The sequence below is a fragment of the Bifidobacterium sp. LH_491 genome, from assembly GCF_056356495.1.
Genome location: NZ_JBKEUI010000001.1, coordinates 503975 through 528552 on the forward strand (window position 1 = coordinate 503975; position 24578 = coordinate 528552).

22 protein-coding genes, 1 other RNA gene and 1 pseudogene are annotated in these 24578 nt (G+C 57.2%); 20 read left to right on the forward strand and 4 right to left on the reverse strand.

Translation table 11 applies throughout. The annotated features are described in order from the left end of the window. The first annotated feature begins 38 nt into the window (after nt 1–38). The 6 genes from mraY to AC1AWK_RS01645 all read left to right on the forward strand — a co-directional run bounded on the left by mraY (nt 39) and on the right by AC1AWK_RS01645 (nt 8299). On the forward strand, nt 39–1145 hold the full coding sequence (gene mraY / locus AC1AWK_RS01620) for a phospho-N-acetylmuramoyl-pentapeptide-transferase (RefSeq protein WP_476567575.1): 1107 nt from the start codon (nt 39–41) through the stop codon (nt 1143–1145). Between the two features lie 79 nt (nt 1146–1224). Next, the gene (gene murD / locus AC1AWK_RS01625; RefSeq protein WP_476567576.1) at nt 1225–2679 is read left to right on the forward strand and encodes a UDP-N-acetylmuramoyl-L-alanine--D-glutamate ligase; all 1455 of its coding nucleotides are present in this window, start codon (nt 1225–1227) and stop codon (nt 2677–2679) included. Continuing rightward, nucleotides 2672–3997, forward strand: coding sequence for an FtsW/RodA/SpoVE family cell cycle protein (locus AC1AWK_RS01630; RefSeq protein ID WP_476567578.1), 1326 nt, complete (start codon nt 2672–2674; stop codon nt 3995–3997). The genes murD and AC1AWK_RS01630 overlap by 8 nt, the downstream gene beginning before the upstream one ends. A gap of 106 nt (nt 3998–4103) precedes the next feature. Continuing rightward, entirely contained in the window at nt 4104–5264 is a 1161-nt protein-coding gene (locus AC1AWK_RS01635) for a UDP-N-acetylglucosamine--N-acetylmuramyl-(pentapeptide) pyrophosphoryl-undecaprenol N-acetylglucosamine transferase (protein WP_476567580.1), read from the forward strand. 84 nt (nt 5265–5348) lie between these two features. Next, the gene (murC, locus tag AC1AWK_RS01640) at nt 5349–6911 is read left to right on the forward strand and encodes a UDP-N-acetylmuramate--L-alanine ligase (RefSeq protein ID WP_476567582.1); all 1563 of its coding nucleotides are present in this window, start codon (nt 5349–5351) and stop codon (nt 6909–6911) included. A 2-nt stretch (nt 6912–6913) separates the two neighbouring features. After that, nucleotides 6914–8299: a cell division protein FtsQ/DivIB gene (locus AC1AWK_RS01645; protein WP_476567583.1), complete on the forward strand. Its 1386-nt coding sequence runs from the start codon at nt 6914–6916 to the stop codon at nt 8297–8299. Nucleotides 8300–8329: 30 nt separating this feature from the next. On the opposite strand, the gene dtd is transcribed toward AC1AWK_RS01645, so the two are convergent. Then, nucleotides 8330–8806: a D-aminoacyl-tRNA deacylase gene (gene dtd, locus AC1AWK_RS01650; protein WP_476567585.1), complete on the reverse strand. Its 477-nt coding sequence runs from the start codon at nt 8804–8806 to the stop codon at nt 8330–8332. Nucleotides 8807–9000: 194 nt separating this feature from the next. On the opposite strand from dtd, the gene ssrA reads away from it, so the two are divergent. The 12 genes from ssrA (at nt 9001) to AC1AWK_RS01710 (ending at nt 17817) form a co-directional block, all read left to right on the forward strand. After that, nucleotides 9001–9399, forward strand: a transfer-messenger RNA (tmRNA) gene (ssrA, locus tag AC1AWK_RS01655). 787 nt (nt 9400–10186) lie between these two features. Next, on the forward strand, nt 10187–10471 hold the full coding sequence (locus tag AC1AWK_RS01660; protein WP_476567587.1) for a helix-turn-helix domain-containing protein: 285 nt from the start codon (nt 10187–10189) through the stop codon (nt 10469–10471). Nucleotides 10472–10483: 12 nt separating this feature from the next. Continuing rightward, the gene (locus tag AC1AWK_RS01665) at nt 10484–10981 is read left to right on the forward strand and encodes a hypothetical protein (protein ID WP_476567588.1); all 498 of its coding nucleotides are present in this window, start codon (nt 10484–10486) and stop codon (nt 10979–10981) included. Between the two features lie 20 nt (nt 10982–11001). After that, complete coding sequence (locus AC1AWK_RS01670; protein WP_476567590.1) at nt 11002–12156, forward strand: DNA primase family protein; 1155 nt, start codon at nt 11002–11004, stop codon at nt 12154–12156. Between the two features lie 94 nt (nt 12157–12250). Further along, complete coding sequence (locus AC1AWK_RS01675) at nt 12251–12484, forward strand: hypothetical protein (RefSeq protein ID WP_476567591.1); 234 nt, start codon at nt 12251–12253, stop codon at nt 12482–12484. Beyond that, nucleotides 12484–14106, forward strand: coding sequence for an HsdM family class I SAM-dependent methyltransferase (locus AC1AWK_RS01680; RefSeq protein ID WP_476567592.1), 1623 nt, complete (start codon nt 12484–12486; stop codon nt 14104–14106). The genes AC1AWK_RS01675 and AC1AWK_RS01680 overlap by 1 nt, the downstream gene beginning before the upstream one ends. Beyond that, nucleotides 14069–14407 (forward strand): hypothetical protein, encoded by a 339-nt coding sequence (locus AC1AWK_RS01685; protein ID WP_476567593.1) that lies wholly within the window; start codon nt 14069–14071, stop codon nt 14405–14407. The genes AC1AWK_RS01680 and AC1AWK_RS01685 overlap by 38 nt, the downstream gene beginning before the upstream one ends. Continuing rightward, nucleotides 14394–15512 (forward strand): restriction endonuclease subunit S, encoded by a 1119-nt coding sequence (locus AC1AWK_RS01690; RefSeq protein ID WP_476567595.1) that lies wholly within the window; start codon nt 14394–14396, stop codon nt 15510–15512. Before AC1AWK_RS01685 ends, AC1AWK_RS01690 begins: the two co-directional genes overlap by 14 nt. A 181-nt stretch (nt 15513–15693) precedes the next feature. Next, a complete protein-coding gene (locus tag AC1AWK_RS01695; RefSeq protein ID WP_476569525.1) occupies nt 15694–16479 on the forward strand; it encodes a recombinase family protein in 786 nt (261 codons plus the stop codon). Next, complete coding sequence (locus AC1AWK_RS01700; RefSeq protein WP_476567597.1) at nt 16446–16622, forward strand: recombinase zinc ribbon domain-containing protein; 177 nt, start codon at nt 16446–16448, stop codon at nt 16620–16622. Before AC1AWK_RS01695 ends, AC1AWK_RS01700 begins: the two co-directional genes overlap by 34 nt. 12 nt (nt 16623–16634) lie before the next feature. Continuing rightward, complete coding sequence (locus AC1AWK_RS01705) at nt 16635–17174, forward strand: hypothetical protein (RefSeq protein ID WP_476567599.1); 540 nt, start codon at nt 16635–16637, stop codon at nt 17172–17174. Between the two features lie 130 nt (nt 17175–17304). Then, on the forward strand, nt 17305–17817 hold the full coding sequence (locus tag AC1AWK_RS01710; RefSeq protein ID WP_476567600.1) for a hypothetical protein: 513 nt from the start codon (nt 17305–17307) through the stop codon (nt 17815–17817). A 726-nt stretch (nt 17818–18543) separates the two neighbouring features. On the opposite strand, the gene AC1AWK_RS01715 is transcribed toward AC1AWK_RS01710, so the two are convergent. Next, a complete protein-coding gene (locus tag AC1AWK_RS01715) occupies nt 18544–19440 on the reverse strand; it encodes a carbohydrate kinase family protein (protein WP_476567602.1) in 897 nt (298 codons plus the stop codon). Between the two features lie 46 nt (nt 19441–19486). Then, entirely contained in the window at nt 19487–20716 is a 1230-nt protein-coding gene (locus AC1AWK_RS01720; protein ID WP_476567604.1) for an ROK family transcriptional regulator, read from the reverse strand. Nucleotides 20717–20969: 253 nt separating this feature from the next. Here AC1AWK_RS01720 and AC1AWK_RS01725 point away from each other — a divergent pair, with 253 nt between their 5' ends. Further along, on the forward strand, nt 20970–21716 hold the full coding sequence (locus AC1AWK_RS01725) for a copper homeostasis protein CutC (protein ID WP_476567605.1): 747 nt from the start codon (nt 20970–20972) through the stop codon (nt 21714–21716). Between the two features lie 110 nt (nt 21717–21826). Here the strand turns inward: AC1AWK_RS01725 and AC1AWK_RS01730 are convergent. Next, a pseudogene (locus AC1AWK_RS01730) lies at nt 21827–22970 on the reverse strand (ROK family protein). A gap of 476 nt (nt 22971–23446) precedes the next feature. Between AC1AWK_RS01730 and AC1AWK_RS01735 the strand changes: the two are divergent. Beyond that, nucleotides 23447–24568, forward strand: a complete 1122-nt coding sequence (locus tag AC1AWK_RS01735; RefSeq protein ID WP_476567607.1) for an ROK family protein — start codon at nt 23447–23449, stop codon at nt 24566–24568. Nucleotides 24569–24578: the final 10 nt, after the last annotated feature.

A 24578-nucleotide genomic window follows, 5' to 3' on the forward strand; every position in this document is an offset into this window, starting at 1 on the left:
GGCGGCCCCAACCGTCCACGACGAATGGAGAGCATAGGGTGATTTCCGTAATTATCGGCATCTTGGTGTCTTTGGTGGTTACCATCGTGGGCACCCCGCTGTTGATTCGTCTGGTGCATAAGTTGCATTACGGACAGTACATTCGCCAGGATGGCCCGCAATCCCATCAGGTTAAGCGTGGTACGCCGACGATGGGCGGCGTGGTCATCAATATCGCCATTGTGCTGGGGTGGGCGGCTTCGGCATTGTATCGCGGGTTGGCTTATGGCGACATGCCGTCATGGAGCGCCATGTTGGTGCTGTTCGCCATGTTGTCGATGGGATTGTTGGGATTCATCGACGATTTTGCCAAGGTACGCAAGAAGCAAAATTTAGGGTTGTCGGTTTCGGCGAAGTTCATCGGGCAATTCTTGTTGGCGACGGTGTATGCGGTGCTGTCATTGATGGTGCCGACTAAGTCGGGGCTTCCCAGCGCTCAGGCGGGCATCAGTTTTATCGAGCATCCGTTCATTACGTTTGAGGCGGCTGGTCGGGTGCTGGCCATTGTGTTGTTCGTGATTTGGGTGAATTTCCTCATGACGGCGTGGACGAACGCGGTGAATTTGACGGATGGATTGGATGGTTTGGCTTCCGGCTCGTCGATGATTGCGTTTACCGGCTATGGCCTGATTGCGTTCTGGGAAAGCTACCATGTGCAGGGCGGCACACATGCGGGATTTACCTATGCGGTGTCCGATCCGTTGGATTTGACGATTATTGCCTTGTGCGCGGCGGTGTCGTGCTTTGGCTTCCTATGGTATAACTCCAATCCGGCGTCGATTTTTATGGGTGACACCGGCTCGCTGGCGTTGGGTGGCTTGTTCTGTGCGCTGTCGATTGCCACGCATACCGAGTTTTTGGCCGTGATTATTGGTGGCTTGTATGTGATTGAGGCGATGTCGGATGTCATTCAGGTTGGCTATTTCAAGATGACGCGCAAGCGCGTGTTCAAGATGGCTCCGATTCATCATCATTTTGAATTGTTGGGCTGGACCGAAGGCAAAGTGGTGGTGCGTTTCTGGATGGTTGAGTTGATGTTTGTGCTGATCGGCGTGGTGATTTTCTACGGCGATTGGGTGGTGCGTTCGGGGTTGCTGCTGGGCTAGTCGGTATGGCGTTGCCGTGATGTCGGCACACGTCTGATGGCATCTGTCAGCGACCTGTGTTCGGCTGGTGCGGGCGCGGATGAAAAGAGGCGAAATGGAATTGCAAGGCGCGACGGTGGCGGTGGCTGGCCTGGGTGTGTCAGGACGGTGTGCGCTTACGGTATTGGACGGCGTTGCAGGTCGTGTGGTCAGTGTTGATGAGCGGCAGGAGGAGGCCGATTATCACGATGGCAATGCCGTGCCGTGGGATTCGATGGATGCCTTGGTGGTGTCCCCGGTGTTTGCGCCTTCGACGTCATGGCTACGGCATGCCGAGTCGCAGGGCGTTGCGGTGATGAGCGAAGTGGAGCTGGGCTGGCGGATGCGTGTGCCGTCGGAGCGCACCGGCAAACCGGCCGCGTGGATCGGCATTACCGGCACGAATGGCAAAACCTCGACGACGCAAATGGTGTCGGCCATGCTGACGGCGTGCGGGCTGGACGCTCCGGCGGTGGGCAATATCGGTGTGCCGGTGTCGGGCGCGGCGTGCGAGCCGCAGCATGATGTGCTGTGCGTGGAGTTGAGCTCCTTCCAGTTGCATTACACGCATGGCATGGCATTGGATTGCGCCGCGATTACCAACATCGCCGATGACCATTTGGATTGGCACGGCGGCATGGAAGGTTATGTGCGCGATAAGGCGCGGGTGTATGATGGCGTGCGTCGGGCGTTGGTGTACAACGCGGACGATGTGCGGGTGAGTCGCGTGGCGAGCCAAGCGCATCGTGCCGAGGGCTGCCGTATGGTTGGTGTGACCTTGGGGGAGCCTACGTCGGGGCAGTTGGGTGTATGCGACGGCTGGATCGTCGATTGCAGCGGCGTGGCCGGTGGCAAGCCGAGAGAGCCGGTGCGCGTGTTGGAAGTGGCGCGGTTGGAGCATTTGCGAGAACCGGACGGCACGGTGTACCCGCATTTGTTGGCCGATGCGCTGGTGGCGCTGGCATTGGTGTTGGGCTACGGTGCTGATTGCCAGTTGGCGCTGGATGGATTGGTGTCGTTCGCTCCCGGGGGGCATCGCATTGCCACGGTGGCGCAGACACGCTTGCATGATGGTGCAAACATACGGTTTGTGGATGATTCCAAGGCGACCAATGCTCATGCAGCGGCTGCGTCGCTGCATAGTTTCGCGCCTGGCAGTGTGGTGTGGCTTGCCGGAGGTTTGGCCAAGGGCGCTCGCTTCTCCTCGGTGGTGCGTGAGTGCGCCGACCGTTTGTGTGGCGTGGTGGTGTTGGGCGTGGACGGCGAGCCTATAGAGTCGGCTTTGGCTGACGAAGCACCGGATGTGCCGGTGCGCCGCATTGACCCTGAGGATCGTGCGACGGTGATGCGGCGTGCTGTTGAGGCCGCGGGGGCATTGGCGCGCGAGAGTGGCGTGCGTGATGCGGTGGTGCTGCTGGCACCGGCTTGCGCGTCTATGGATCAGTTTGTGTCGTATGCTGATCGTGGCAATCAGTTCGCGCAGTGTGCGCAGGAGTGGGTGAAGTTTCATGGCTAGGATTCGTCGCAGCGCCTCCTCGGGGGCTTCTTCGTCCCTGTCCTCATCGTCTCCATCCTCGTCGCGGTTCAGGCTGTCGTCGTCCGCCGCTTCGTCTGGTCCTTCGTCGTCTTCGTCGCGTGGCACGTCGAACGATGTGGATATCGCCGCGTTCAACCAATACACGGGTATGCGCAGTCTGCTCAATCCGTTGTGGTGCTACCACGGGTTCCGGGTGACGGTGCTGTTGCTCACGTTTTTCGGCGTGGTGATGGTGTTTTCCAGCTCGGTGGTTAGCCAAGTGTCGCAGGGTGGGTCTCCATGGGGAGAACTGTTGAGTCAGGGACAGTTCTGTGTGTTGGGCTTGGTGTTGGGCTTTATAGCTATGCGGGTGCCGGCCGCTTACTATCAGCGGTGCGGTGGTGCGGTAGTGCTGTTTTCTATGCTGTTGCAGTTTCTCACCATAACTTCGCTGGGGCGTGGCGCGAACGGTAACACCGGTTGGATTTCGGTGTTCGGTTTGTTTAGCATGCAGCCTGCGGAGGTTATGAAGTTTGCATTGTGTATTTGGATGCCCCATGCGATGATGGTGGGGCGTGAGCGTTATAAAAATAGCAATTTCATCAATGCGTTTGGTTTCCCGCTAGCGGTATTTGCCGGGTGCATCGGGCTGGTGCTGTTGGGACATGATATCGGTACGTGTATTGTGGTTGGCGGTGTTGGCGTGGTGGCGATGCTGCTGGGTGGTTTCCCGTGGAAATATGTGTTGGGTACGGGTCTGGTGCTGGCTATGGGGTTCGTCGGATTGGTGCTCATGAGTCCCAATCGTTTGAATCGTGTGTTGGCGACATATGGTGGTTGCGACGCCAGTTCGATGCAGGGTGTGTGCTATCAGTCGTTACACGCGCGGTATGCGATGGCGTCAGGTGGATTATTAGGCGTTGGCATTGGCAATTCCAAGGAGAAGTGGAATTATTTGCCGGAGGCTCATAACGATTTTATTTTTGCGATTATCGGTGAGGAAACTGGGTTTATCGGCGCGGCAATGGTGATGGTTCTGTTTGTCGTGTTGGGATGGTGTTTGCTGTGGGTGGCTCGGTGCTCGCCGAATCATTATTATGCATCTGTTTTAGTGAGCATTATGGCATGGCTAATCGGACAGGCATTGATGAATATTATGGTGGTGATTGGTTTTCTGCCGGTTATTGGCGTTCCTATGCCGTTCGTGTCTGCTGGTGGTTCTTCGCTGATTATGTGTTTGATTGCTTCGGGGACGGCGTGCAGCATGATGCGTGCGCAGCCGCAGATTCGGGCAGAGTCCTCGGCATTAGGTCGTTGATTCTTGTGCTTGCTGGCGGTCTGATGGAGCGTCGGCTCTATCGTCATGCGTTGACGGGATGTTGCAAGCAGTGCCTCGGTAGCTTGGGTGCGCTAAGCTCGACGGTATGAACAGTGCTCCTCATATTGTGCTGGCAGGCGGTGGCACTGCCGGTCATGTCAATCCGTTGTTGTCGGTGGCGGATGCTTTGCGTCGCCAATGTCCCCAAGTGCAATTGAGCGTGGTGGGCACCGCGGTGGGGTTGGAGCATGATTTGGTCCCTGCGGCGGGGTTGCCGTTGGATGTGATTGAGAAGGTGCCGTTCCCGCGTCGGCTGAATCGGGCCGCGCTGGCATTTCCCCGGCGTTGGCATCGGCAGAAGGCGATGTGTCGGGAGATTTTGCAGCGTCGCCATGCCGATGTGGTAGTGGGTTTCGGCGGCTACGCCTCGGCTCCGGTGTATTCGGCGGCGCAGGGCATGGGTATTCCCATCGCCATTCATGAACAGAATGTTCGTGCCGGCATGGCCAATCGTTTGGGAGCCCGTTGGGCGCAATATGTGGCGACGGCCTATGAGCATACGGGCTTTGCGGCACGTTCTGGGCAAACGGTGGAACGTATCGGACTGCCGTTGCGTCCGGCGATCGCGCAGTTGTGTGACCAGCGTGAACATGATGCGGCTGGCGTGCGTGAACGTGCCGCTCAAGCATTGGGGCTTGATCCGGGCCGCCCGGTAGTGGTGGTTACCGGCGGTTCGTTGGGGGCGGTGCATGTCAATGTGGCGGTTGCCTCGAGCGCCGATGCGCTGTTGCGTGTCGCCCAGGTGGTGCATCTGACCGGTAAGGGCAAGGCCGAGCAAGTACGCCAGTTGGTGAGCGAGCATGCCGGCGAGGGTGTGTTGTCCGCGTTGGGTGAGCGCGGCGGGGACTACCATGTGGCGGAATACAGCGAGCGTATTGATTTGGCGTTTGCATGCGCTGATTTGGTGATTTGCCGGTCGGGTGCGGGCACGGTGAACGAATTGAGCGCGTTGGGATTGCCTGCGGTGTATGTGCCGTTGCCTATCGGTAACGGCGAGCAGCGTTTTAACGCCCAGCCGGTGGTGCAGGCGGGTGGTGGCGTGTTGGTTGAGGATGCCGAATTTACGGATGCTTGGGTGCGTGACCATGTGCTGCCGTTGCTGTCGGATGCTGGGCGGCTCGCGGCCATGGGACGGGCGTCGTGGGAATACGGCGTGCGTGATGCGGCGCAGGTAATGGCCGATCGCGTGTTGCATATGGTGAAATGATGTGGTTCTGCTTGTCTGGCCGTGTCAGCGGTCGGGCGCGACCATAATGGGGTAGGCGAGTCGCTAATAGAAGGAGTCGGTGTCGTGTCGCAAACGCAGCAAACCGCACAGTCGGTATTGGATCCTACGGTGGCGCGGTGCGCCTGCCTCGATGATGTGCGTGAGTTGGGGGCTACGCATTTCATCGGCATCGGAGGGGCGGGTATGAGCGTGCTTGCGGAAATGTTGCATGAGCGCGGTGTCGCCGTGTCCGGCTCGGATCGTGAGGAGAACGCCAAAACCCAGCGTTTGCGTGAGTTGGGGGTGCGCGTATGCATCGGGCAGCGTGCCGATAATGTACACCATGCAGACACGGTGGTGTATTCCAGTGCCATCAAGGCGGATAATCCTGAATTGGCGTATGCGCTGGCGCATGATATTCGTGTGATTCACCGTAGCGACGTGCTTGCCTTGCTCATGGTTGGCAAGCAAGGCGTGACCGTGGCGGGGGCGCATGGCAAAACCACGACGAGCTCATTGTTGGCGCATCTGTTCGAGCGCGGCGGTGAAGGCGAGCTGGCTGACCCGAGTTATGCCATTGGCGGCATGTTGCAATCGGCTGACGGCGTGGCTCGTGATGGCGGACATGCGGGCAGCGGTGTGGTGATGGTGGCGGAAGCGGACGAATCCGACGGCAGTTTCGCCAAATATCATCCCTCCATTGCCATTATCACTAACGTGGAGGCCGATCATCTTGACCATTACGGCACGGTGGAGCGGTATAGGCAGGCGTTTGTCGAGCACGCCGGGCATGCCACGCGCTGGGTGGTGTTGTGCGTCGATGATGAAGGATCGTTGGCGGTGCTTCGCGCGTTGCCGCAGGACGTTGCATCTCGTGTGGTGGCGGTGACGACGAATGCCGACACGCAATGGCGAGCCGGTGTGGTCGATGGAGTGCGTGTGGCCGCGTGCGTGGGTATCGATGAGGCGAGTGAGCAGGCTGGAAGCGGCAATGAACATGCCGTGCTGTCGGTGCCTGCGGCGGTAACGGGGCAGGATGCGTGCCGTGTGCCGATGGTGTTGTCGATTCCTGGTGTGCATAATGCGCGCAATGCTGCTGCGGCGATTACTGCGGCATGTTTGTTGGGAATGCCGGTGCGGCGTGCGGTTGATAGTGTGGCTGACTTTTTGGGGGCGTCGCGTCGTTTTGAGGTGCGTGGCGTGGCCGATGGGGTAACGGTGGTTGATGATTACGCGCATCACCCCACGGAGATCGAGGCATTGTTGAAAGCGGCTCGCGGCCGTTACCCGCAAGCGGTGTTGCGTGTGGTGTTCCAGCCGCATTTGTTCTCTCGCACGCGCGATTTTGCGCCGCAGTTCGCCCAGGCGTTGGCGTTGGCGGATGATGTTACCGTCACCGATATTTATCCGGCGCGTGAGCGTCAGGAAGATTTTCCCGAGGTGTCAGCGGCAAGTATTGTGCGGGAATATGATTCGGCTGAATCGTGTGCGATGCGGGTGATTCCCGATGCGCGCGAGGCGGCGTTGGCTGTAGCGCATGAGGCTGGTGAGGGTGACGTGATTATCACGGTTGGTGCGGGCGACATTGTGCGGCAGTGCGAGGTGCTGCTGACGGCGCTGCGTGAGCGAGAAGGCAAGGTGGCGTAGTTATGGCGCGGCGGGTGCGGTCGGCGTCATCCGGCGAGTCGGGCGGTGCGCAGTCAGCGCAGCCAGTGCGCTCAGCGGGGCGTGTGGCTTCTGGTCGTGTGGCATCGGGGCGGGCGTCCACAGAGCGTATGGCGTCAGGTGCGATTGCCGATAGCGCTGTTGATGTGACTGCTGCGGAGGCTGCTGACACAGCGGCGAATGCTCGGGCGAAAGATTCGGCGAAAGCGTGGATGCAGGGAGTGTCCGGCAAATTCGCCGGCAAACTAGCCGGCAAGCTGCCGAGGCGATTGCGCGGCAAGGCTGGCGAGGTGTCGCAGCAGACGCCGCAAGACGATTCGCAAGACACGCATACTGGCAATGCGCCACATGCTGGTTCGGTGCGTTCGATGCGTTCGGTGCGCACATCGGCAGGAACGTCGCCGTCGAAGACATCGCCGTCCAGTCGTATGCTCGCCGGGCGTACGACGAAATCCACGGCTTCGGCGTCGCAACGTGAAGCCGGGGGCAATGGGGTGGCTCGTCGGGCATCATCGTCCGGAGCGTTTGTGGATGCCCGTTCCTTGCAAGGCGATGATGTCGTGCGCCGCACATTGGATGAAACGGCAGGCATGCTGGGTGTGATCACACGGCCTAAAATCGTGGATTTCAACGCTCGTTTGAAGGAACGTAAACGCGCGGGCATACGGTCTATGGCGCTGCGCATCGGTATTGGCGTTGCCGTGGCAGTAGTGCTGGCGGCGGTGACATGGCTGCTGCTGTGGTCGCCGGTATTCATGCTGGAACGCGATCGTATTGAGATTTCCGGTGGCAATGAGTGGGTGAGCGAACAGCAGATTATGAGCATTGCCGAACAGCAGGAAGGCAAATCGTTGTTCTTGGTTTCCACGGGAACGGTGGAAGATCAGCTCAACCAAATACCGGGCGTTACGCAGGCTCAGGCGGTGAAACAGTATCCTAAGAGTTTGCAAGTGACGGTGAAGGCGCAAAAGCCAGCGGCGATGTTGAAAACTTCCGATGGCACCATGACCGCCGTGGACAGCAAAGGGCGTGTGCTTAACGCGGTAAAAGATGTTTCGGTAGATGGCATTCCGGTAATTCAGGTGCGCAATGTGGAGTTGGGACTGCGTAACCGCGCCGTACAGGCGGCATTGAAGATTTTAGGGTCGCTGCCTGAATCGTGGCGCGTGGACATTGCGGAAGTCACTGCGGACACGCAGGACTCCATTACCACGCGCATGAAAACCGGTGACCGTACCATCGTATGGGGCGATGCCTCCGAACTGACGTTGAAAAAAGCGGTGGTGGATAAGATCATCAACGATCCGAATGTGATCGGCGACAAGCATAATGTGGATGTTTCCGCACCGCTGCGCCCGATCATCAAATAGGGTGGGGTGTTTTTGCGTCTTGTCCGCCGTCTAGTGCAGATGGTCGGTGTCGATGGGAATGGTGACAGGCCCGTCGTTGACCAGGCTCACTTGCATGTGTGCGGCGAACTGACCTTCGCGCACGGTCACGCCATAGACGCGTAACGCCTCGTTGAAGGCAAGCCATAGGCGTTTGGCGTGTTCGGGGTTGCCGGCCTCGGTGAAGCTGGGGCGGTTGCCGTGTTTGACCGCGGCGAACAGCGTGAACTGCGAAACGGACAGTATCGAACCGCGCACCTCGAGTACGGAACGGTTCATTTTGCCTTGGTCGTCTTCGAAAATGCGCATATTGGCGATTTTGCGTGCCATCCATTCCACGGTCTGCATGGTGTCGGTGTCGCTGACGCCCACCAGCGCCACCAGACCGTGGTCGATACGCTGCACTGGGATAGTGGAATCCGCGTCACCGGTGGCTTCGTCGATGATGCTGACCTGGGCTTGGGAGACGCGCTGCACAATAACCTTCATATGCGCAAGGCTAGCGCAAGGTGTGCTCGGTATATGCGGGTTGAGCATGTTGCGCAGTTGTGCAAAAGCAGCGTATGCGGATGGGGTGTGTGAGCCGGGCGGCGCGCTGTGCTTGTGGCGAATCGGCAATGTTGGGCGCGATTATGGTGTACAGTGGAAGTCCGGCATTACGCCGAGCTTGATAATTCAAGATTGGGGCTGATCGGTTTCGACGGTGACCTGTTCGTCGCAGGGAAGCGTGCCGAGAACGCGGAGTCCGCTCGTGGATGTCCTCCGCAACAACAATAAGTGCCAAATCTAACAGCACTGAGTTCGCTCTCGCTGCCTGAGCTTCGCGCCAGATATAAACCAGCGAGCAGCCGCTCCGTTCACTCTCTCATGTCTTCGGGGAGATGTTGAGCGTCGTTAAGAAGACTAGCCTCACGTATTGGGCCGCAGGGCGCGTGAGGGACACTTACTGTGGATATGCCCGCCGCCGGTTGTTTGCGACATAGGCGGGGGCAGAATACTTGCCATCTGGCCAGCAAACTACGCACGTAGAAGACTGAGGGTACGGTTATCGGACCGGGGTTCAATTCCCCGCAGCTCCACCAGAAGAGGAAGCGTCGAACTCTTCTTCATCAAGAATGAGTTCGCGCTTGTGTATAGATTTGGGGATGCCCTTTAGGGCGTCCCCTTTTCGTTTTTTTGACGCTGTATTTTGCGTTTTAAGATGTTTTAAGCCCGAGGTGGTACTTGTTACCCTTCGGGCTTTTCTGTGCCGTAAAACGGCCCTGAGGACATTTTGAAGAGGATGTGGGGGCACAACCTGCATCTCGCTTCGCTTGATGCGGAATTAGATTCCGAGTACACGGTGAGGAGAACATGCGTTTCGGTGGTTTCCTGCATGTCACAACTTTTTGGCACAACAAAGTTGTGCCAAAGTTTCGAGCTTAGACAATCCGCCCTTTTCTTCTGTACGACGATTTTTGAGACGAGCAATTTTTTGTCGGCGTTTCCGCTCATTTATGGCGGGAAACAGCGTCGGACAAGCCCCTGACCTGCGTAAATGCGTGCTTCAGTATTGCTTTTTCGCGTTGAATGAAGTATAATGAACAAGAATAGATGTATTCGCGACATGATTGCCGATGGATAGCGGCCGGGATATACCGACGTAAGCCTATCTGAGACCGAGTCTGAGGCTCGGGAGGAAGCCGCTGAGGGTCTGCCCTCGAAACTGCGTCGGTCTGACGAGCCGATTTGGGAGGCAACAGCGTCTACCCGTCCAAATAGGACGGCAATCGCACGAACGTGACGAGCGGCGAATCAGATTTCAGCTTGATTGCCGGATTCTGGTTCGCCGCTTTTTTGCGTTTATAGGCAGAAAAAGGAGGAATGGATATGCCTACTGTTAATAACAGTCCGATTCTGGGCCGCAAGAAGAAAATCATCGGCGGCAATGAGCTGACGATGGAGGAATACGCGGCGTACCTGAACGCTCTTCAGGTCAAGCCGTTTCTGACTGCCGTCGAGGCGGCCACCCTCTTCGATATCGGGGTGACCCGTGTACGGAAGCTGATGAACAAAGAGGATGCGAATTTCGTCATGATGACGGGCAATTCCCGCCGCCGTCGTATCCATCGTGAGACGTTCGAGAAGTACCTGATGTCCCATGGCATCGAATAAGGAGGTGAGGTTATGAGGCAAAAAGAAAACCGCCCCGGCGCTGGCGACGCTTACGGGACGGTACCTAACAACTGTATAAATGATATCACAGATATGTGCGAAAGTCAATCCATAGCGTACGACGACCTGCTTGAGGCCGTGACGCTGGCGTATCTGTCGGATATCGATACAGATTTGTCGCCTGATTTCTCGACCGTCAAGGTCGAGTTGCTTGAAATAACGAACGATTGCATCGAGAAGTACAACTTGGGACGTCCGGATGAGAACGTACCTACGACCGCTAAGAAGAGCGAGCGTTATCCCGATGCGAAGAAACCAGAGGCGCGCTATCGCCGCCTGACGGCGCTTCACCCTTTGCAGATTGCGATTCTGATTAGGGAGTTGCACCACGGCGTGGGCATTCTCTGGAACAAGGCCGAGAACGAGGGAACTTCGATATCGGAATCTACCAGACCGACGGCGAGAACGAGGGATGCTACGACACCCGAGACGAGACTCTGGAGCGCCTGATTCGCTCGTACGACAAAACGATGTCCTTGCGAGGCGTGGACGAGACGGTCGCAATCCTACGTTCCATCTGCAAGCGGGTCGAGCGCTGTTCCGACCGTGATTTGATTCCGGTCAACAACGGAATCTTTGACTACGGGAGCAAGGTGCTCCTCGGTTTCGACCCGGAGTATGTGTTCACGAGCAAGTCGAAGGTCGATTTCGTCCCGAATGCCCAGAATCCGGTCATCCACAACGATGACGACGGTACGGATTGGGATGTGGTCTCGTGGATGAACGAGCTTTCGGACGACCCTGAAGTCGTCGACCTGCTCTGGGAGGTCATGGGCGCGACGATTCGCCCCGCAGCGAGCTGGAACAAGACCGCATGGTTCTACTCCACGTCGGGCAACAACGGCAAGGGAACGCTGTGCATCCTGATTCGCAATCTCTGCGGTCGAGGGACTTGGGCCTCAGTGCCCCTGAAGGCGTTCTCCCAGCAGTTCATGCTGGAACCCCTCTGCCGTGTTTCCGCGATTATCACCGACGAGAACGACACGGGCACCTTCGTTGACGATGCGGCGGCGCTCAAGTCGGTAATCACGCATGACCCGTTCCAGATAAATCGCAAGTTCAAGGACCCGAGGACGTTCATGTTCCATGGGTTCATGATTCGGTGCGTGAACGAGTTCCCGAAGCTCAAGGACAAGTCGGAATCCATGTACAGGCGATTGCTCGTGATTCCGTTCGAGAAGCGATTCGAAGGACACGAGCGCAAGTACATCAAGAATGACTACCTGCATCGCAGGGAGGTCCTTGAGTACGTGCTCTACCGCCTGCTCTACGAGACGGACTATTACGAGTTGACCATCCCCCAGACCTGTAAGGACATGCTGACGGATTTCAAGACGTACAACGACCCGATTCGCCAGTTCTGCGAGGAGGTTCTTCCCGCTGTTTCGTGGGATTTGCTCCCGTGGGATTTCGCCTACGAGCTGTACTGCGCGTGGATGCAGAAGAACCAGCCTTCGGGCCGCCCCATCGGCAAATACGGGTTCAAGAAGGATTTGGCCGCTCTGCTCTCGCTCTGGCCCGAATGGTCGTGTACGGAGAACGCGGTGCGCTCGCAGGGGCAAGGCCGCGAAGGCGACCCTGTCGATGGTGAACACGGTGCGGGAGATTGCGGGGTTCCCGGCTGAATAACCGCAGGTCAGAGGCATGTTGGGTCTCGACAAATGAGACGAAATGATGTATAATTGTACAAATGATTAAATGATTAAAGGAGGCTAAGCCATGGCGAACATGTTCGAGAAATACGCTGCCGACCGCGAGGCCGAGCAGAAGAAGATAGAAAAGACCGTTTCCGCAGATGCTCCCGCCGCAGATGAGAAGCGCACGACCCTCTCGCTGTCCCTGACGGTGAGCGACAAGAAGGCGCTCAAGATGATGGCGGCTGAGAAGGAAACGACGATTGCGGCAATCATTCATGGGTGGATTGCTGAGCATCTGGAGGAGGTGGCTGAGTAATGGCGAAGAAGGAAGTCAGAACTGACTTATGGGTGGCCAAACAGCTCGATGAATGCAAGATTCACTTCGATGCGCAAGGCAGTGAGGTCAAGGAAATTGACGAGGCTTTGAAGAGCGCATCCAAGCGAGGAACCGGGAATGCTGGATTCCCTGAGTACGTGGCGGTCATCGGGGATTTCGTGCTTGTCATCGAAGACAAGGCCGATATTGACAAGCAAATCAAGCTGACGGATGAAGGAATCATCGACACGAGCGTGAAGGCAATCACCGATTACGCCGTGAACGGTGCCTATTTCTATGCGAAACATATCGCGCAGAACAGTTCGTTCAAGAAAGTGTTTGCAGTAGGTGTTTCCGGAGATGCGAAGCATCATGTCATCACTCCTCTGTGGGTGGATGACCGCGAGGGATACAAGCAGCTTGAAGATATTGAATCCTTTACTTGGTTCTCCGAGCAGAATATCGGCGAATATTACACGCGATATGTGCTCGAAGAGGCGACAGATATCGAGAAAACGACCGAGCAGATTCTGAAAGATGCCGCGGAGCTTCATGAGTACCTGCGCACATACGGCACGTTGAAAGACCAAGACAAGCCGCTGGTTGTTGCCGGTATTCTGCTGGCGCTGGATGAGATTGAGTTCGGTGGATTCAATATCTCCGCCTTGACTGGCGACCAGCTTGCTGGGAATCGTGATGGCGACAAGCTGATGAACGCCATCAGAACGCGTTTGACACGCTCCAATGTCGGACCGGACGCGAAGAAAGACAAGTTACTTGCCGAGTTCGCGATTCTGCAAACGAGCTTTCGCTTGAACGAGATGAACGATACGCTGGGCAAGACCCCTTTGAAGTTCTATACCGAGTTTCTGTACGAGCATGTGTTCAAGAACATCAAGTACCAGAAAACCAGCGAGGATTTCATCGGGCGTTTCTACGGCGAGTTTATGAGCTATTCGGGTGGAGACGGACAGACGCTTGGTATCGTACTCACGCCGAGCCATATCTGCGACCTGATGTGCGATTTGCTGGACATACAGGCGGACGACACTGTGCTCGACCCGACATGCGGAACGGCCGGATTCCTGATTTCGGCGATGCACCGCATGTTGACGCTTGCAGATACGGACGCTCAGAGGAAGAACATCAAGAAGAAACAGCTTCATGGATTTGAGTTGCAGAGCAATATGTTCGCGGTGGCAGCTGCGAACATGATTCTTCGCAAGGATGGAAACAGCAATTTGGAATGCTGTGATTTTCTTCGCAAGAACCCCGCTCAGGTACAGCTCAAGGGAGCGACGGTCGGTCTGATGAATCCGCCTTACTCTCAGGGCACTAAGGCAGACCCTGAGCAGTACGAGATTTCGTTCATCGAGCACATGCTGGACTCGCTGGCAATCGGCGCACGAGCCGCTGTTATCGTGCCGCAGTCTTCAATGACGGGCAAGTCGAAAGCCGAGCAGGCATATAAGGCGAGCATCATGAAGAAGCACACGCTGGAGGGTGTTATCACGTGCAATACCGATACATTCTACGGGGTCGGCACGAACCCTGTTATCGCGGTTTTCACGGCGCATGAACCGCATGATGAGGACAAGGTGTGCAAGTATCGACTTCCGTGATGACGGTTACGAGGTACGTGCCCATGTCGGTCTGGTCGAGGGCGATTCGGCGAAAGACAAGAGGCAGCATCTCCTCGATGTGTGGTTCAGTCGTGCCGAAGCTCCTTCCAAGTTCTGCGTCGAATCCACGGTGAAGGCCGATGACGAGTGGTTGCATTCGTTCTACTACTTCAACGACGAGATTCCGACGGATGAGGATTTCGAAAAGGCTATCGGCGATTACCTGACTTTCGAGTTCTCGATGGTTATGCAGAATCGCGAGTACCTGTTCGAGGGAGGTGACGAGGATGCAGAGTCTTGATGAGAAGGAATGGGAGCGTATTCCGATAAATAGCGTGTTTGTTATCGGACACGGGTTCTACAACAAGAAACCACCAATGAGTTCTGATGGAAAAGTACCGTTCATTGGTGCCTCAGGTATTAACAATGGCGTTACGGGTTTTTGTACTTTGCAGGCTGTTGAGGATAATTCAAAGGTGGGTTATGGGCCAAATGAACCTATTGAGCGCAAATTGTTCAATAAGGGTTCAATTTGCGTAGTAAACAACGGTTCCGCTATCGGATATAGCTACTATCAGCCGAGGCAATTTACGTGCACGCATGACGTTAACCCTCTCACACTACGTGACCACACAGCGAGTAAAGATGAAGCGCTTTTTCTTGCTCGAATGATTCGTCAACAAGGCGATTGTTTCATCTATGCTCGGAAATGGCGCCCTTCCCGTATGGTCAGTTCGCAATTCTTGCTTCCCGTTAATCATGCCGGAAAACCTGATTATGAATATATGGCAGCGTATGCGCGTCAGAAACGCGAAGAGATGCAGGAAAAATATCGCAAGTATGCCGAAGCGCGCGTTGCAGAGCTGGGAGAGCTTGTAGAGATTCCTGCGTTAGATGAAAAAGAGTGGACCGAGTTTCGCATTGGAGAGTTGTTCGAAGTAAGCCGTCCAATGGCGCGAAACAAGGACGATTACCGAGCGGGCGGAGTCCCATTTGTTGCGTCGGGAAGTGCGAGTAATGGGGTTATGAAGCTCTGTGAACCGTTAGATGGTGAGCCGTTGGATAAAGGCTGTTGTATTACGGTTAGCCCTGTTGATGGCAGCACATTCTTTCAACCGATGGATTTTCTCGGTCGCGGAGGTGCTGGCTCGTCAATATTGATACTGCGTTGCACTGGCTTAAATATGTATCGCGGTCAATTCATGGCACGGGCCATCAGGCAAACATGCTCGAAATACACCTATGGGCACATGGGCAACAAAGATAGTATCAAACGTGAACGAATCATGCTCCCCGTTGACGATTCCGGCGAACCTGATTATGCGTATATGGAGCAATATACGAAGAACATGATGCTCCGCAAGTATCAGCAGTATCTGGCGTACGTCGAGCGCAATTCGCACTGATAAAATCGTGAATGCCTGTCGCTCCTGTAAGCGGCGGGCATTCTTTTGAATTAGCTAATTGTATAATTGATTAAATAAGTAATTTGGAGGTGATTCGTTTGGCGAGAAAGAAATCAAAGCTCAACGACAACAATCTCGGCATCGCTATCGCTACTCCTCCCACTCGCAGAACGAGGCGAGCATCGACCAGCAGCGCGAGCTTGCCCACGAATGGGCGGACGCGCACGGACTGAAAATCGTCCGAGAGTACGAGGACGCGGCCATATCCGGCACAAAGGAAGACCGTCCGGGATTCCAGCTGATGCTGTCGGAGGTCGGGGAAATCCGTCCGAACGCTCTCATCGCGTGGAAGACCGACCGTTTGGGTCGCGATAAGTACGTGCTGGCGATGGCGAAGAAGACGATTCGCGACGCGGGGTGCGAGATACACCTGCTGGCGGCGAACATTCCGACGGATACCGCCGAGGGAATCCTCATCGAGGGGCTGATGGAGGCTCTGGCGGAGTATTACAGCCGAAACCTGTCCGTACACATCCAACGAGGGATGGACTTCAACGCCGAGCACGCGAACTGCAACGGCCACAAGGTGTTCGGCTTCAAGACGGAGAAGGTGGACAAGAAGCGCAAGTACGTCATAGACCCCGATACCGCGCCGTTCGTACAGCTGATGTTCGCGAAGTACGCCGAAGGAGAACCCATGCAGTCCATCTGCGACGAGTTCAACGAGGCTGGTCTGCGCGCGTCGAGGGGCAATCCCTTCGGCGTGAAGACCATGCACAGGATGCTCAAGAACCGCGCGTACATCGGCGAATACAGGCCGGCGAGTTCGTCGTTCCCGGCGGGATGCCCGCTCTGGTCGACGAGGAGACGTTCTACCGGGCGCAGAAGCGCCTCGCCGAGAACAAGCGCAAGGGTTCCCAGAGGGCGCGAGGAATGGGCGAGGATGGCGCTCCTCGCTACTGGCTGACCGGGAAGCTGTACTGCGGCGAGTGCGGGGAGACGATGCAGGGTGTCTCGGGTACGAGCAAGACGGGGCGCACGTATTACTACTACTATTGCTCCGCCCAGCGGAAGAAGCTGTGCACGAAGAAGAAGGTCAAGAAGGACTAGATTGAGGACCTCGTGACCGACGTTCTGAAGTACATCATCGATGACTCGGAGAACCTGATGTCCCTTGCAGTGGACGCCGCCGTGTACTACAAGGAGCATTACAAGGAGACAGGGTACCTCGAAAGTCTGGAGGCGAAGCGTAAAGAGGTCGAGAAGAGCATAGCGAACCTGATGAAGGCAATCGAGGGCGGTGCGCTCAGCGACACCCTCATAGAGCGTCTGAACCAGCTTGAGGTGCAGAAGGCATCCCTGAACGACGCGATACAGGCCGAGAACGTCAAGGTCTCGCTGTGCGAGGATGAGCACAGCATCAAGGCGTACTTCGAGAAGTTCCTTCATGCGGACTTCGACAACCCGGAGACGCGCGACCTGGTATTGGAGTATTTCGTTGATAAGATTTATATCCACGACGAGAAGCTGGTCGTGACCTCGTGGTACTTGGAGGATAAGACCGAAATCACGTGGGATATGCTGAAAGGAGCGGACGGCGACCCTTTTGTTAAAGGGGAAGCCGCCGAGTTAGACTGCTTCCCCTTTGGGTCCACTACTTAGACGCTCATTGTGATACATTGCTTAGGAGTGCCGGGCAGTGTGTCAGGATGGGCGTTTTTGTTTGTTATCGCGGGTTTCTGGCGGTTGGTGGGAGTCGTGGTGGGCGCTTGAGGGAGTGCGAAGGCGCTCTGTGGGCGAGCTCGGTACGGCATCGAATTTGCTCTGGCATTTGCAATGCCACTCTGTATCTAAACCTGACGCTAATGAAGCGCTGGGGTTGAACCCGATTATCAACAGCTTTCCTGGTACGTATACGTGGGTTTATACGCCCGACCGCGCACAAGGAGCTACCCAAAATATGCGTCTCAAGCCTTCACCTGTAATTCTCGAGCTCGTGACGCTACTGAGTAAAGTTCAGTGCCTTCCAAGATCTGTTATGGCAACACACCTATCAAGTACGTTCCCGCACGTCAATCTTGCAAGAGTTGGAGAATTTCTCTCTCAACTAACAGGGATAGAGTTCCTGCTGGTTGCGGACAAATCGAATTGTGATATAGACGCCTCTATGCCAAAGTTCGATGGTGATGTATGTGATCCGATTGGTTCGCAGGCTCCGACGCCTTACGCGGCAATCCGTCGTCGTAATGTCTTCTCCGTTCCTCCCGCAGGCGAAAGAACCATGCCTTCCGATCATCGCATCTGAATTGCTCCAGTCCAACAAACGACGCCCAGTTCAATGGTGGACCTGCAATCCCATGCCCCGCCCAACCCAAGTCCGATTACGACCGCGAAAGTGCGTGTTTCCACCATTGGTGGGCGTTGTTTTGTGCGTGTTTATACCACTCTGGGCCAGAAGGTGCGTGTTTACCACACTCGTGGAATCCCGAAACCGGCCGTACGGATGTCGGAAACACGCACTTTCGGGTTTGGGAACGGAGAAAAGCGCGGGATTGCGGCTCCACCGATGTCACAAACACACACTTTTGGGAGACGGGGGGGGGTATGTGCGGGATCGTGCCCCCACTGGTGGTATAAACACACACTTTGGCGAGGGATTCGAGCAACCGGTTTGGAAACTGTGCTTTCACCCCACTGATAGGGGTGGTTTTGTGTGCATATACCATACTCGGAAGTGGAAAATGTGCTGTTACGACACCCGTAGAGACCCAAAACCGCGTCTGCGGGTGGGGTAAAGGCACAATTTCAAGTTCAGGGTCGGTAAAAGCACAGAATTTTGGCCGTATCAGTGCGGTAAATGCACAATTCCATCGAGGGAAACCTGGCCGGGGCGCTGTGCCAATACAACGTGCCCACTATCGATAAGGCTCCGAGTCCTTGAGGATTCGGAGCCTTATCGTATTGTCAAAGTCGCGGTGGTTTTCGGTACGGGCGCCGGGTTGCCACCGCGTGGCAGCAGCGCCCGCCTGTATCACGCTTCGCCGTTGAGGTAGTCCGGAATGCCTTCTTCCGGGTATGCGGGCCATGCGCCGCTGGCGGTGCACACGTATGCGGCGGTGTTGACGGCCGCGCGGTGTGCTTCGGCGAGCGAGGCGCCGGTGAGGATCTTGGCGGTGAAGGTGCCGGAGAAGGAGTCGCCTGCGCCCACGGTGTCCGCTACTTCGACGTGTGGGGTGGACAGGGTGGAGACTTCGCCGCCGCGAGCGGTGATGGTGCTGAACGTGGAGCCGCCGGTGAGGATGATGTAATCCAGGTTGAAGGTGTCCAGGAACCAACGGCAGGCTTCTTCGTCGGTGTCGCCGGGAATGTCGAACAGGTCGCGCAGCATGAGCAGTTCCGCGTCGTTGAGCTTGAATACGGTGGCGAAGCCGAGCAGCTCTTCGATGAGTTCCTTGGAGTAGAAGTCGCTGCGGATATTGATGTCGAAGAACTTCATCGCGCCGGGCTTGGCATACTTGAGCAGTTCGACGATGGTGGCGTGCGATTCGGGGGAGCGCAGGCCCAGCGTGCCGTAGCAGATGGCGTCGGCTTTGGTGACCAGGTCCAGCAGTTCGGTGGTCAGCAGCAGGTGATCCCATGCCACGTTCTTGACGATGGTGTATTCGGGGATGCCGTTGGACAGTTCCACGTCCACGGTGCTGGTGGGCCAGGCGTTGCGCTGTAGCACGGAGGTGATGCCTGCCGCCTTGGTGGCTTGTTCGAGTTCGTCGCCGAGCGGGTCTTCACCCACGGCGCTTACGGAGTAGCCTTCCGCGCCGTTCATGGCGGCATGGTAGATGAAGTTGACGGGGGCGCCGCCAGCGCGCTTGCCGCCGGGCAGCATGTCCCACAGGAGTTCGCCAAGGGAGAGGACGAATGGCTTGGTCATGGGTGTTTCCTTTCTGATGTGTTGACGAGATTACCGTGTGGTGTCGTCAGGTGATGGCGCAAAAGCGCGATGGATGATGGAGGAATTGCGTGATGGCGATGGACGCGGCGCCCAATACTGAGGCGTCCGTGCTTAACGTCGTCAAGCTGATGGTGGTGGACTCGTTCAACGGGGCGATGGCATGTTGCGCCACGTATGCGCGCACATCGTCGAGGAACGTTGCTCCCGCTTCGGAAACGATGTCGCCGATGACGATATGTTCCGGATTGAACGCGTTGATAATGGTGATGCAGCCTTGCGCCACGTAGCGTGCCACATCATGCATGATTGCGCGCGCTTCGGGATTGCCTTGCCGTGCGGCGGCGAATAACGCCTCGCACGCCTGGGCGCGCGTCATGCGCTCGCTGCCGTCGATCAGATGGCTGTCGGTGATGCGCTGATGGATGGCGACGGCGGAACAATACCGTTCCAAACAGCCGTTGTTGCCGCATTCGCAAGGTATACCATCGATATTCACGCTGATATGGCCGATTTCCGTAGCCGCGCCACGCGAGCCGTTCAGCAGCGTGCTGTGATCAAGCACACCCAAGCCCACGCCTTCGCCAACAAGATAATACGCAATGCAATCAGCCGTTACCGTCGGATTGAACAGACGCTGCGCCAACGCACCCGCCCGGGCATCCTGCTCGAAATACACGGGGACGCTGAACGCGTGTGCGAACTCATCATGAAAATTAATATCCCGCCAGTCCGGCATCGAAGAAATAATCGCCGCCTGTCCGATGTCGCGCAAATACGGGCCGGGTACGGCAATGCCCACGGCAATAATGCGCGTGTCGTCGTGCAACATGCTGGTGATGCGCTCGCGGATGGTGGCGAGTGCGGTGTGGGTGTCGCCGTCGTTGGGTGTGGGGATGTCGTCGAGGTGTAAGGGTGTGCCGTCGAGGTCGAAGATGCCGAATTGCACGCGCGTGCGGGCGAATTTGACGCCGAGTACGTGGAATTGTGCGGCGTTGATGCGTAGGCCTATGGAACGGCGGTTGTTGATGCCTTCGATGTCGCCGGTTTCGGTGAGGATGCCGGCGTCGATGAGACGTGCGGTGATTTTGGTGATGGCTGCGGGGGTGAGGTGCAGCGTTTTGGCGAGCTGCGCGCGCGAGCAGATGCCATTGAGCTGAAGGTGACGTAGGATGCGTGCGCGGTTGAGATCGGCGTCGCTGCCGGTGTCACGGTGTGCGCGGCCGCGGGTGGTGTCGCGGGATGGTGGCGTTGCCATGGTGGGGACACCTCCTTGGGTCGCGGTGACACGTAGTGTGTCGTGAACGGTGTTCATATATTAACGCGGTTAATATAGTGCGGCAACCGGCGGCGTGTTGCGTGACGCGGCGGCAACGACGCGGTGCGTGCTAAGGTAACGGCGAGGACATCGCAAACCATGAGGGATTCGATGCGTGAATGACATTGCGACCGGCGCTGGACGCAGTGCGGCGAAAGGTCGGGTCGGCAAACGGAGAAAAGGAGAGTGGCCGATGACGGTGGAAATTGCAGTGCAGGATGTGCAGGGCGCGCGCGTGGCGTGCGACGAGGGCGCCGATCGTATTGAATTGTGTGTGGCGTTGGGGGCTACCGGTGGCTTGACGCCCAGCTACGCGCTGATTGAGCGTTGTGCGGCGGTGGGCTTGCCGCAGGGTGTGCAGGCGTTGGTTCGTCCGCGTGGAGGCTCGTTTGTGTTTGATGACGACGAGAAGCTGGTGCAGCTTGATGATGTGCGTGCCGCGATTCGCGCCGGTGCGGCCGGCGTGGTCGTCGGCGGTTTGCTGTCGGATGGCTCGCTTGATTTGCCGTTCGCCGAGGACTTGGCGAAGGTCGCCCATGCTGCGGGCGAGGAGTGCGGGCGCAGGGTGCAGGTGACGTTCCATCGCGCCTTCGATGTGGCGGCCGATCGTCATGCGGCCTTGGATTCGTTGGTGGATTTGGGATACACCCGTATTCTCACGTCCGGCGGTGCTCCCACCGTGCCGCAAGGCCTGGAAGCGTTGGGTGATTTGGTGGCGTATGCCGAAGGCCGTATTGAAATTCAGGCCGGTGGCGGTTTGAAGCCCGAAGGCATCGCCGATGCTTGGGCGGTTGGCGTGCGTGCCATGCACTTGTCCGCCAAGCATTTGGTGGCTTCCGATGGCGGTCCTGGCGGCGGCGGTGACGATGCGTGCATCGAGCGCACCGATGTGTCGACCGTGCGTGCGGCGGTGGCCGCCGAGCGGGCTTGCCGCGCCTAGTTCACATTCGTATTGGCGTGGGTGGCTTGGGTCGCGGTATCTTCGCGGCGCAAGCCACCCACATACATATCGTCCGGGGATATTCTGCTGGTCCCGAGATTGTTGCGCGGTTACAGCGAGTACAGGTATTCACGCACGACGCAGATGGCTTCTCCACGTAGGGTGATGTCGTCGTCCTGCGTGCAGCGACGCAGTCGTGTGGGAACGTGGAACGATGACCGAGTGTCGTGGTCGAGTTGCTCTTGCGCGGCGTCAAGGAAGGCTTGGGTGATGATGTCTTCCGGGCCGTTGATGCACACGTCCGACATGTCGAGCATGCCAATGGGCGTGGCCAGTGCTTTGGCGAGGTGACGCCCCGCTTCGGCGAGGATGGCGTTGCGTTCCTCGTCGCTGCCGGCCTGCTCCAGTCGCGGATACAATGCGGTGGCGGAGACCAGGCGTTCCAAACAGCCGCGTTTGCCGCATGCGCACTGTGGGCCGTCGGGATCGATGACAATATGTCCGATTTCACCGCCCGCATTGTTTTCGCCGACCAGTGGAATATCGTTCACCAGAACGGCGGCTCCGATGCCGCGTCGAATCCGTAGGAATACCAGGTCGGAGTCGGCCTGGCCGAAGAATCGTTCGGCAAGCATGGCGCTGTCGGTATCGTTGTCGACGGTGGTGGGCAGGCCGCAGTGGCGCTCCACGCAGTCTTTAAGGTTGACGTCGCGCCAACCCAGGATGGTGGAGGCGCGCACGATGGCGTTGTCGACGATGACGCCATCGTGCGGCGATGCCGATACCGATGATGTGTTCCGCGCGTCCAATCAAGTCGTCGATTAGAGCAAGGATGTCATCGGTGGTGACGTGGTTGATGGTGTCCAGGTGGATTTCAGTGCGATGCACGGGCGTGCCGAGTAGGTCGGTGAGTGCGCCGATAATGCGATCTTCGTTGGATAGGTCAATGCTGATCACGCGCAGTCGCTGCGTATCTACGGCCAGCAATGTGCCGCGTTTGCCTTTGCGGGAGTTGACTTCTTGACCGCTTTCGCGAATCAGCCCGGTGTCCAGCATGTCGGCGACTACGTCGGAGGCGGCCACGCGTGAGAGTCCCGATTGTCGGCCCAATTCAGCGCGTGACAGAGCTCGGTTGGGAAACAGTAGTCCGAAAATAAGGCGGCGGTTATTGCGGCGTACATCCGATGGGCTGGCTTTCAGCACGTTGCCAGGAACCGCCAGGGGGAGTTGTTCGGCGCGTGAGGTTGAGCGCATGGCTTGCAAATCCTTGTCTAATTGGGGTGTTCGATGATGCTACTGGAACATCATTGTAATGGGGCGTTGGCGAAAATATATGGCGACATGCCCGGGTTGTGTAGATGATGTCGAGCGCCGTATAAGCTATGAAGGACGGTTTCACGGACGCCGCGCGGGATGTAATTGGCGAGGAAGTCGCGATGGAAAGCGACTCAAAGGTCAAGCTGGAAATTCGGGGGTGGGGTTGGCGTCGTCACATAGATCGCTGCGGCGCTGGGCAGGGTGGCTCCTGGCGTGGTATCGGCTTCTGTGCTATTTTCCCTGCCGGTCGTGGTGTTCTTTATGATTGTTCAACGCAACATTGCCGGGGGGGGGGATCACCGCAGGCTCGGTAAAGTAGCGTATGATTAGTAAGGGAAAGTTACTTATGGTCGTACGCCGATGTGTTCGATACGCGACGGTATGCGATGAATCGACATAGAGAAAGGGATGCCATGCTTCCGGAACGACGATATGCCGGTGCCGCACCGGCTGACATTCGTGCCCGCAACCGTGCGGCTGTGCTGCGTTGCTTGTATCCCGAAACGTGGCGCTCGAGGGCGCAGATAGCCGGCATCACTGGGTTGAGTAAAGTTTCGGTGTCGGAGGTGGTGTCCGAACTTATTGCTGATGGTCTGATCGTTGAGGGCGGATACAAAACGTCATCGCGGCCAGGTAAGCCAGCGTTGATGTTGGGATTTCGCGCCCAGTCTCGATGTGTATTGGCGGTGGATTTATCTGGCATAGATGTCATTACCGGTGTTGTCAGCGATATGACCGGGCATGTCCGTGAGCGGTTGCAAGTGCCAATGCCTTGTGAAAGAAGCGATGGCAGCGACAAGGTGGAGGCGGTATTGCGGGCGTGCGAAAACTTGCAAACGCAGGCTGGCTGTCCAGTGCTCGGTATTGGGGTGGCGACGCCTGGCGCGGTCACACGGTCTGGTGAGGTGCGCGAAGCGTCGAACTTGGGGTGGTCGTCGGTGGAGTTGGCGCAGTCCATACGGCAACGTTGCTCAGGTTTGCCGGTGTATGTGCTCAATGATGCTGATTCTGCGGCTTTGGGGGAGCGGCATTTTGGAAATGGCGCAGCTGACAGCATCGTTGTGCAAATAGCGGGTGGCGTCGGTGCCGGCATGTTGGTGGCGGATCATATTGTGCATGGTCCGGGCTTTACCGCCGGAGAAATCGGCCATGTCGTTGTTGAAGATGAGGGCATAGCTTGTCGGTGTGGCAAGCGAGGCTGTTTGGAAACCATAGCCTCGGCAACCGTCATTCACGAACGGATGAAAGGATTGCCGACGGCTCAGCGTGACGAGGTGCTGCGTCAGTCGGCGCAGGTCTTGGGCAAGGCGTTGTCGATGCCGGTGGGCATGACCGATATCAGCGATGTGGTGGTATTGGCGCCCGATGACGTGGCTACGGACGGCTTCATCGAATCGATGGAGAATGCCATCAACGAGCGCGTGCATTCGCGGTTCTTGGACAACATTACCGTTCGCCGCCCGCAGCGTGGTGCCGATGTGGTGGTGCTGGGAGCCGTGGCCGCAGTGTTGCGCCGTGAGCTCGATGTGATGTAACCGGCTGGTG

What these genes read in the sequence shown, in the direction of transcription:
- murD (WP_476567576.1), top strand. Translation starts at nt 1,225, where the DNA reads ATGAAAAGAGGCGAAATGGAATTGCAAGGCGCGACGGTGGCGGTGGCT.
- AC1AWK_RS01630 (WP_476567578.1), top strand. Translation starts at nt 2,672, where the DNA reads ATGGCTAGGATTCGTCGCAGCGCCTCCTCGGGGGCTTCTTCGTCCCTG.
- AC1AWK_RS01635 (WP_476567580.1), top strand. Translation starts at nt 4,104, where the DNA reads ATGAACAGTGCTCCTCATATTGTGCTGGCAGGCGGTGGCACTGCCGGT.
- AC1AWK_RS01645 (WP_476567583.1), top strand. Translation starts at nt 6,914, where the DNA reads ATGGCGCGGCGGGTGCGGTCGGCGTCATCCGGCGAGTCGGGCGGTGCG.
- dtd (WP_476567585.1), bottom strand. Translation starts at nt 8,806, where the DNA reads ATGAAGGTTATTGTGCAGCGCGTCTCCCAAGCCCAGGTCAGCATCATC.
- AC1AWK_RS01660 (WP_476567587.1), top strand. Translation starts at nt 10,187, where the DNA reads ATGCCTACTGTTAATAACAGTCCGATTCTGGGCCGCAAGAAGAAAATC.
- AC1AWK_RS01665 (WP_476567588.1), top strand. Translation starts at nt 10,484, where the DNA reads ATGAGGCAAAAAGAAAACCGCCCCGGCGCTGGCGACGCTTACGGGACG.
- AC1AWK_RS01670 (WP_476567590.1), top strand. Translation starts at nt 11,002, where the DNA reads ATGTCCTTGCGAGGCGTGGACGAGACGGTCGCAATCCTACGTTCCATC.
- AC1AWK_RS01675 (WP_476567591.1), top strand. Translation starts at nt 12,251, where the DNA reads ATGGCGAACATGTTCGAGAAATACGCTGCCGACCGCGAGGCCGAGCAG.
- AC1AWK_RS01680 (WP_476567592.1), top strand. Translation starts at nt 12,484, where the DNA reads ATGGCGAAGAAGGAAGTCAGAACTGACTTATGGGTGGCCAAACAGCTC.
- AC1AWK_RS01685 (WP_476567593.1), top strand. Translation starts at nt 14,069, where the DNA reads ATGATGAGGACAAGGTGTGCAAGTATCGACTTCCGTGATGACGGTTAC.
- AC1AWK_RS01690 (WP_476567595.1), top strand. Translation starts at nt 14,394, where the DNA reads ATGCAGAGTCTTGATGAGAAGGAATGGGAGCGTATTCCGATAAATAGC.
- AC1AWK_RS01700 (WP_476567597.1), top strand. Translation starts at nt 16,446, where the DNA reads ATGGGCGAGGATGGCGCTCCTCGCTACTGGCTGACCGGGAAGCTGTAC.
- AC1AWK_RS01715 (WP_476567602.1), bottom strand. Translation starts at nt 19,440, where the DNA reads ATGACCAAGCCATTCGTCCTCTCCCTTGGCGAACTCCTGTGGGACATG.
- AC1AWK_RS01720 (WP_476567604.1), bottom strand. Translation starts at nt 20,716, where the DNA reads ATGGCAACGCCACCATCCCGCGACACCACCCGCGGCCGCGCACACCGT.
- AC1AWK_RS01725 (WP_476567605.1), top strand. Translation starts at nt 20,970, where the DNA reads ATGACGGTGGAAATTGCAGTGCAGGATGTGCAGGGCGCGCGCGTGGCG.
- AC1AWK_RS01735 (WP_476567607.1), top strand. Translation starts at nt 23,447, where the DNA reads ATGCTTCCGGAACGACGATATGCCGGTGCCGCACCGGCTGACATTCGT.